The 7,742-nt window shown below is 65.6% G+C and carries 10 protein-coding genes and 1 pseudogene; 9 read left to right on the top strand and 2 right to left on the bottom strand.

The genetic code is table 11. The features are described 5' to 3' along the window. Nucleotides 1-918 (top strand): annotated as a pseudogene (locus tag C4301_RS08725) (hypothetical protein); the annotation flags it as partial. Here C4301_RS08725 and C4301_RS08720 read toward each other — a convergent pair. Continuing rightward, nucleotides 915-1,691, bottom strand: a complete 777-nt coding sequence (locus C4301_RS08720; RefSeq protein WP_352414702.1) for an enoyl-ACP reductase FabI — start codon at nt 1,689-1,691, stop codon at nt 915-917. The pseudogene C4301_RS08725 and the gene C4301_RS08720 overlap by 4 nt on opposite strands. 34 nt (nt 1,692-1,725) lie before the next feature. On the opposite strand from C4301_RS08720, the gene C4301_RS08715 reads away from it, so the two are divergent. Continuing rightward, nucleotides 1,726-2,238: a DinB family protein gene (locus C4301_RS08715; RefSeq protein ID WP_352414701.1), complete on the top strand. Its 513-nt coding sequence runs from the start codon at nt 1,726-1,728 to the stop codon at nt 2,236-2,238. Here the strand turns inward: C4301_RS08715 and C4301_RS09975 are convergent. After that, nucleotides 2,211-2,552, bottom strand: a complete 342-nt coding sequence (locus C4301_RS09975; protein WP_503012420.1) for a glutaredoxin family protein — start codon at nt 2,550-2,552, stop codon at nt 2,211-2,213. The two genes, C4301_RS08715 and C4301_RS09975, sit on opposite strands and share 28 nt — an antisense overlap. Before the next feature lie 37 nt (nt 2,553-2,589). On the opposite strand from C4301_RS09975, the gene zapE reads away from it, so the two are divergent. The 7 genes from zapE to fmt all read left to right on the top strand — a co-directional run. Then, nucleotides 2,590-3,576, top strand: coding sequence for a cell division protein ZapE (zapE, locus tag C4301_RS08705; protein WP_352414700.1), 987 nt, complete (start codon nt 2,590-2,592; stop codon nt 3,574-3,576). A gap of 9 nt (nt 3,577-3,585) precedes the next feature. Beyond that, on the top strand, nt 3,586-3,837 hold the full coding sequence (locus tag C4301_RS08700) for a hypothetical protein (protein ID WP_352414699.1): 252 nt from the start codon (nt 3,586-3,588) through the stop codon (nt 3,835-3,837). A gap of 11 nt (nt 3,838-3,848) precedes the next feature. After that, nucleotides 3,849-4,991 carry a phosphopentomutase gene (locus C4301_RS08695; RefSeq protein ID WP_352414698.1) on the top strand — a complete coding sequence of 381 codons (1,143 nt, stop codon included), beginning with the start codon at nt 3,849-3,851 and terminating at the stop codon, nt 4,989-4,991. Beyond that, nucleotides 4,988-5,686 carry a diadenylate cyclase CdaA gene (cdaA, locus tag C4301_RS08690; protein WP_352414697.1) on the top strand — a complete coding sequence of 233 codons (699 nt, stop codon included), beginning with the start codon at nt 4,988-4,990 and terminating at the stop codon, nt 5,684-5,686. The genes C4301_RS08695 and cdaA overlap by 4 nt, the downstream gene beginning before the upstream one ends. Then, on the top strand, nt 5,683-6,495 hold the full coding sequence (locus tag C4301_RS08685; RefSeq protein WP_352414696.1) for a CdaR family protein: 813 nt from the start codon (nt 5,683-5,685) through the stop codon (nt 6,493-6,495). Before cdaA ends, C4301_RS08685 begins: the two co-directional genes overlap by 4 nt. Nucleotides 6,496-6,500: 5 nt before the next feature. Further along, a complete protein-coding gene (def, locus tag C4301_RS08680; RefSeq protein ID WP_352414695.1) occupies nt 6,501-7,076 on the top strand; it encodes a peptide deformylase in 576 nt (191 codons plus the stop codon). Beyond that, a partial coding sequence (gene fmt, locus C4301_RS08675; protein ID WP_352414694.1) for a methionyl-tRNA formyltransferase occupies nt 7,073-7,742 on the top strand: 670 nt, incomplete at its 3' end. The genes def and fmt, both read left to right, overlap by 4 nt.

The raw sequence follows: 7,742 nt of genomic DNA, 5'->3' as shown, positions 1-7,742 counted from the left end.
ACGACCAGCCCCCCCCCTGCAACCCCCTCTCCAACCCCTCCGCCCAAAGTCTCCCTGACCCTTCCCGGTGGACTCAGGGAGGAGACCTCCCTTTTGCGTCTCAACCCCCAGGTGGCCCTGGCCGTTGGAAGCAGCCTGGGGGAGCTAGGGATCGAAAGCCTGGTGGACTGGCTGGCCATTTTGGACGACCTGCGAGGGGCGATCGCCCAGGCTCAGCTTTACGCCTCCGCGGGTCAGTACGACCGGGTGCGGGAGCAGCTGGCGTACGCCTATGGACGCTACCGGCTCAAGGTCTATCCCGTCGTCTCTTCCTACGCCCCCAGCCTGGCTGACCGAACCGACCAGCTCTTTTTGCGCATGCAAAACGCCTTGGGGATTAGGACCCTCGATCTGGTCGTTCTCCTGGGAGAACTCCAAGAAGCGGAGGAACGCCTTTTAGGAGGAAGTCTGGGGTTCTGGCACAGCCTCCAGGTGCAGTTGGAATTCTTCTTCCTTGGCCTCCCCCGGGCCATCCTCACCCTTTTAGCGGCGGCCCTGGCCCTCTTCCCCCTTTACCTGGTCCGCCTGACCTTTGGCGGGCGGAACCTGTACTGGAACCTGGTTTCCTTGGCCTTCCTCTTCCTCTTCCTCCCCGCCATCGCTGAGGGCCTTTCCTACCTGGGCGCCATTTTGGCCGACTATGGCGGGCTTCCCGGCCTGGGGGTGCTGGCCAATCTGTCCATTGCCCAGGGGCTTTTCGCCTACTTGGCCTGGGGGGCATCCACCTTCTTGGTGGTGGCCCTCGCCACCGCGGGGCTACGGGGCATCGCCGCCCAGTTCGGCCTTCTGCAGGACCGGGAAAAAGCGGAGACCATCCAGGAAAAACCCTCTCCCACCCTTACCAGCGAGACCATCGTGGAGTGGGACGAGGAGTTCTAAAGCTCCATCCCCATGATGTGGTACCCCGCGTCCACGTAGATGACCTCCCCCGTGATGCCGCTCGAGAGGGGGGAAAGGAGGAAAAGACCCAGGTGGCCCACCTCCTCCTGGGTCACGTTCCGCTTCAAGGGAGCCACCTGGGCCACCCGGTCGTACATCCTCATGAACCCGGGGATGCTCCGGGCGGCCACGGTCCGAACGGGACCCGCGGAGATGGCGTTCACCCGAACCCCCTTGGGCCCAAGCTCGTAGGCCAGGTAGCGGACGCTGGTCTCCAGAGCGCTTTTGGCCACGGCCATGACGTTGTACTTGGGCACCACCTTTTCGCTGGCGTAGTAGGTGAGGGTGACGAGGCCTCCCCCCTGCCGGAGAAGGGGCTCGGCCCTTTGGGCCACGGCCACCAGGGAGTAGGCGGAGACCTCGAGGGCCAGAAGCCAGTCCTGCCGTCTGGTGTCCAGGTACCGCTTTTCCATAGCCTCCCGGGGGGCGAAAGCGATGGCGTGGACCAGGTAGTCCAGCCCCCCCCAGGCCCTTCGGACCTCCTCAAAGAGGGCGTCCAGCTCCTCGTCCTTCGTCACGTCCGCCTGGAAGGTCCGCGCCCCGAGGGGCAGGGCCAGCCCCTCCACCTCCTCCCTTAGCCGCTCGGCCTGGTAGCTGAAGAAAAGCTCCGCCCCCGCCCGGTGGAGCTTTTCCGCAATGGCGTACCCCAGGCTCCGCTGGTTGGTCACCCCCATGACGAGGGCCTTCTTGCCCGAAAGGTCTATGGCCATCATGGCGGGGATTATATCCCAGGTTTAAAATGGGCGCATGGTGAATCTGGACGCCTACGGCTCCACCAAGGAGGAGGTCCTGGCCCACCTCGCCCAAAGCCGGGCCCGGCTTCTTCAAGCCTTGGGGTTGGAGGAGGAGGTGTTAACCCAGCCCGTCCGGGAGGGGGCCTGGAGCCCCTTGATGTTTCTGGAGCACGTGGCTTTGGTGGAAGACTCCACCGTCCGGGTCCTAAGGCGGCTCCGCCGGGTTGCCCAAGGAGAACCCCTTCCCCCAGTGCCCACTCAGCCCGGAACGATGGTGGACGGCCGGCCCCAGGCCCCAGAGGGCGTACGGCCGAAGGGCGGGCTCTCCCGGGAGGAGGTGCGGGCTCTTTTGGAAAAAGCCCGGGCCCTTCTTCTAGAAGAGGCGGAGCGCCTGGACGAGAAGAACCCCTACACCTTCCCCCATCCCTTCTTCGGGGCCCTCACCGCCTTGGGCTGGCTTAAGGCCGCCGCCTACCACGAGGCCCACCACCTCCGGCTTCACCTCGAGCCCCTCCTTTCCAAGTAGCGCCGGTACCAGGCCTCGAGGTGGGCCGGGCTCACGCTCCGGATCACTTCAACCGCCTGTTCACTGGGGGAAGAAACCCCCTCCTCTCGGTGTTCCCTTCGGGAAGCAACTCGGTGTTCCCTTCGGGAAGCAACTCGGTGTTCCCTTCGGGAAGCAACTTCCAGAACCACCCCCGCGGTGGGGCTTCCCGCGAGCCGGGCGATCTTCCGGGCGGCCCCGGGGTCCTTCCGAACGTCCACGAAGACGAAGGGCACCCCCTTCATATTTACGATCTCACAAGGGCCGCACCCCGGTACCCCGTACAGCCGAACCATACCCCTACAGCGTAACACAGGGGCTATACTTCTTCGCATGCGCCTGGTGGAAAGGACCCCTGAGGTAGATCTAGAGCTTCTGCTAAAGGGCTTCGTTCCCCCGCCCCGGTTCGCGGGCGCCACGTTCGGCGCCTACCGGCCGGACCCCCGTTACCCCTCGCAAGCCCTGGCCAAGGAGCGGCTCAGACGCTGGGTCAAGGACCGACCCCGGGGAGGATGGTTCCCTTTTGGCAGAAAGCCCCGCCTGCCTGGGCCCCAAGGGATCTACCTGGACGGAGGGTTTGGGGTCGGCAAGACCCACCTTTTGGTGGCGGCCTACCTCGAGGCCCCGGGCCCCAAGGCCTTCCTCCCCTTTGAAGAGCTGACCTACGCCCTGGGCCTTCTGGGCCTGAAGGAAGGGGCCCGGTGGTTTGGAAGGCTCCGATACCTCTTCATAGACGAGTTTGACCTAGACGACCCCGGAAACGCCCAGATGGCCACCCATTTCCTCTCCCTCATCATGGACCAGGGCGTCCGGGTCGCCACCACCTCCAACACCCCCCCTGGGGCGCTGGGCCAGGGGCGGTTCAATGCAGAGCAGTTCAAACACCAGATCCAAAGCCTGTCCAAGCGGTTTGCAGTGGAGACGATCGACGGGGAGGACTTCCGCCACCGGGACCCCGGCCGCTTCCCCAGCCTCTGGCCCCCGGAAGAGGTGGAGCGGGCCTACCGGATGGACCCCGGCCCCAAAACCCTGGACGAGTTTCCCGCCCTCTTAAGCCAACTGAGGACCCTCCACCCCATCCGGTATCGGTTTTTGCTGGATGGGGTCCGGACCGTCTACCTCCAGGGTCTCCAGCCCATCCAGGACCAGAACGATGCCCTGCGGTTCGTCTACTTTGTGGATGTCCTCTATAATCTTGGGCTGGGCCTGCGGGCAAGCGGAGCCCCCCTCGAGGCCCTCTTCCTCGAGAGCCATCGGTCCGGCCCCTTTGCCAAAAAGTACGGCCGGGCGCTTTCTCGTCTGGCGGAGCTTTTAGGGTAAGATGGCCCTATGAAGGACATCGCAGAGGACCTCGGCAACCTGGCCCATCTCCTTTCCCAGGCCAGCGCGGCGGTCTCGGTCCTCGAGGCCATAGAAGAGGTCCTGGACGAGCTGAAAGACGGGGAGCTCTCGGAAGAGGAGGCCCTGGAAGAGATCCAGGAACTGGTGGCGGAGTACGCGGCCCTGCGGGAACTCTCTGAGATGAGCCCGGAGGAGATTATGAAGCTGGCAAAGGAGGGCGAGGAAGGGCTTTCCTCCTGATGAAGGTCCTGATGAAGGTCGTCGCACTGGTTTTGGACTCCGTGGGCCTGGGGTTTTTGCCGGATGCCCCCCTCTTTGGGGACGAAGGCGCGGACACCCTGGACCACACCCTTTTGAAAACCGGGGTCGACCTCCCCAACCTGGCGGGGCTGGGCCTGGGGTGGGTTCCCGGGGTGCACACCCTACCCAGGAGGCCACCCAAGGCCGCCTTCGGACGCATGCGGGAGGCCAACCCCGGCAAGGACACCAGCACCGGCCACTGGGAGTTCGTGGGCATCCATCTGAAGGAACCTTTTCGCACTTTCCCGGAAGGCTTCCCAGAGGAGTTCCTCTGGGAATGGGCCCGGGCCATTGGGGTGAGAGGGTGGCTCCTGAACCGTCCCTACTCTGGAACAGAGGCCATACGGGACTATGGGAAGACTCACCTGGAGACTAGACTACCCATCGTCTACACCTCCGCGGACTCTGTGTTCCAGGTGGCGGCCCATCTGGACGCGGTGCCCTTGGGAACCCTGTACGCTTGGTGCGAAAAGGCGCGGGAGCTGCTTCGAGGCCCTTACCAGGTGGCCCGGGTTATCGCCCGCCCCTTCGCGGGGCGGGAGGGGGGGTTCTACCGGAGGGAGGACCTGAGGAAGGACTTCGCCCTCAAGCCTCCTCCCAACGTTCTCCACGCCCTCCGGGCCGCCGGGGTGGAGGTGGTGGGGGTGGGAAAGATTCCAGACATCTACGCCCACGAGGGGTTCAGCCGGGAGGTCAGGACCCAGGACAACCTGGATGGCCTCGAGAAGACTCTGGACTTGATGCGGGAGCCCTTCACGGGCCTCATCTTCACCAACTTGGTGGACTTTGACGCTAGGTACGGCCACCGGCGGGACCCAAAGGGGTACGCCCGGGCGCTTCAAGAGCTGGACGCTTTTTTGCCCAGGCTCCTCGAGGCCTTGGGCCCCAAGGACCACTTCTTCTTGATCTCCGACCACGGGAACGACCCCACCTTCTTCGGCACCGACCACACCCGGGAGTACGGGATGCTCCTCTGGGTGGGGCCAGGGGTGGAGGGGGATCTGGGGACGCGGGAGACCTTCGCCGACCTGGGGGCTACCTGGGCCCGGCTCTTCGGGGCCAGGTGGGAAGGGCCGGGAACAAGCCTGGTATGACCTGGCGGGACGTCCTGGATATCCTGCTGGTCACCTTTCTCTTTTATTCCCTGTGGCGCCTGCTCCAGGGCACCCGGGCGGTGAACCTGGTCCGGGGGGTTTTGGTCTTCCTTTTGGTCTGGTCGTTGTCGGGGCTTCTGGGCCTCAGGACGCTGTCTTGGATTCTTGGCAACGCAGCCACCCTGGGGGCCTTCGCCCTGGTGGTGGTCTTCCAGCCGGAGCTCCGGGGGGTTTTGGAGCGGATCGGCCGGGGCCAGGCGCGGCAGGAGCAAAGGCCCTACCTGGAGCTGATCTGGGCGGTAAGGCGGCTTTCCGAGCGAAGGCACGGAGCCCTCATCGCCCTGGAAAGGCGCACCCCCCTGGGGGACCTCGCTGCCACGGGGGAGATCCTGGAGGCCCGCCTTTCCTCCAGGCTTCTGGAGACCCTCTTCTTCCCCGGCACCCCCCTGCACGACGGCGGGGTCATCCTGAGGGAAGGCCGGATCCTGGCCGCAGGCTGCGTCTTTCCCCTCTCGGACAAGGAGGTGGACCTGGGGACGCGGCACCGGGCGGCCCTGGGGCTTTCCGAGGTTTCGGATGCTTTGGTCATCGTGGTCAGCGAGGAGAGGGGAAGCATCCGGGTGGCGGAAGGGGGAAGGCTTTCCCCGCCTTTGAGCCTCGAGGCCCTGCGGCAGATCCTCAAGGAGGAAACATGAGAATTAGGCTCCTGGAGCTCGGTTTTTCCTTCATCGCCGCCTTCGCCGTCTGGTACCTCTTAAAGGAGAAGGCCCCGGTGGTGGAAAGGGCCCTTTCCGTTCCCCTCAAGGTGGTGGGCCTGGGAAACGACCGGGTGGCGGACGGCCTTCCCAAGGAGGTCCTTTTGCGTCTCAGGGGGCCTGCGCCCTTGGTGGAGGACAAGACCCTGCCCGTCTCGGCCTATCTGGACCTTTCCAATGCGGATGGGGCGTTCGTTCGAGAGGTCCAGGTGGCCGTGCCCCAGGGCGTGGAGGTTTTGGAGGTCCGGCCCGCCCGGGTGGAGGGTCAGGTGGAGAGCCTGGTCCGCCAGGCCCTCCCCGTCCTCCTCACCAGCCCCGACGGCCCGGTAGAGCCCGAGGTCAAAACCGTGCAGGCCGAGGGGCCCAGAAGCCGGATGGAAAAAGCCCGGCTGGCCCTGGGCTTGGACACCGGGGGCGAGGAGGTGGCCTTGGTGGCCTTCGGAGAAGGGCCCCTTCTGGGCATCCGCCTGAGCCCGGAACGGGTGCGGGTGAAAAGCCGGAGCAGCTTCCTCGAGTCCAGACTCCTTCCGCTGCGCCCGGTTCCGCCCCCAGGGTACAGGGTCTTGGAGTTCTCCCCTAAGGCGGTCCGCCTGGTGGGGCCGAAAGGGGTCCTGGACGAACTCAGCGAGGTGATGGTGCGGCTGCCCGGCACGACCGGGGTCTACGAGGGAAGCCTGGACCTCCTCCTGCCCCCCGGGGTCAGCCCGGTGGGGGTGGTTTTGGGACGGGCCCGGCTTGCGCTAGAATGAAAGGGATGGCCTTGCCGATCCGCCTTTACGGCGACCCGGTTCTAAAAAGGAAGGCCCTCCCAGTCGAGGACTTCTCCGGCCTAAAGGCCCTGGCCGAGGAGATGCTGGAAACGATGTTTGAGGCCCGGGGGGTGGGGCTGGCCGCACCCCAGGTGGGCCTCTCCCAGCGGCTTTTCGTGGCGGTGGAGTACGCGGATGAGCCCGAGGAAGACGAAAAGCCCCTCCGGGCCCTGGTGCGGCGGGTGTACGTGGTGGCCAATCCAGCCATCACCCACCGGGAGGGCCTCGAGGAGGGGATGGAGGGATGCCTCTCCCTACCGGGGCTGTTCTCGGAGGAGGTGCCCCGGAGCCTGCGGATCCGAGTGGAGTACCAGGACGAGTACGGGGAAAAGCAGAGCCTCGAGCTCGAGGGGTATATGGCCCGGGTCTTCCAGCACGAGATCGACCACCTAGACGGCATCCTCTTCTTCGAGCGCCTGCCTAAGGAGAAGCGGGAGGCCTTCTTAAGGGAGAACCGGGAGGCCCTCGTCCGCTTCCAAAAGGAAGCCAGGGCCTTTTTGAAGGAGCTTCGGGGCGGATGAGGGTGGCCTTTTTCGGAAGCCCCGCCTGGGCGGTTCCGGTTTTAAAGGCCCTGGACGAGGCGCACCCGGTGGTGTTGGTGGTCACCGCTCCCGACAGGCCCCAGGGCCGGGGGCTCAAGCCCGCCCCCACCCCGGTGGCGGAGTACGCCCTGGCCCGGGGGCTTCCCGTTTTGAAGCCCGAGCGGCTGAAGGGCAACCGGGCCTTCCTCGAGGCCTTCAAAGGGGCAAGCCCAGAGGTGGCCGTCACCGCCGCCTACGGCAAGATCCTGCCCAAGGAGATCCTGGAGGTTCCCCCTTACGGCTTTCTCAACCTCCACCCCTCCCTGCTGCCCAAGTACCGGGGGGCAGCCCCGGTCCAGTGGGCCCTGATCCGGGGGGAGAAGACCACCGGGGTGAGCATCATGAAGACGGAGGAGGGGCTGGACACCGGCCCCATCTACCTGGCCTATGAAACCCCCATCGGCCCCGAGGAGACCGCTTTAGAACTTTCCCAAAGGCTCCGGGACAAGGGGATTGAGCTCCTCCTCGAGGTCCTAAGCCGCCTTCCCGACCTCACCCCCATCCCCCAGACCGGGGAGGCCAGCTACGCCCCCCCCTTGACCAAGGAGGAGGGCCGGATCCGGTTTGACGACCCCGCGGAGGCCATCTACGCCCGCCATCGCGGGG

Origin of the sequence: Thermus sp. (assembly GCF_040290245.1) — a bacterium.
In the GTDB taxonomy this organism is placed as follows: Bacteria; Deinococcota; Deinococci; order Deinococcales; family Thermaceae; genus Thermus_A.
This window is presented reverse-complemented; position numbering and strand designations above follow the sequence as displayed.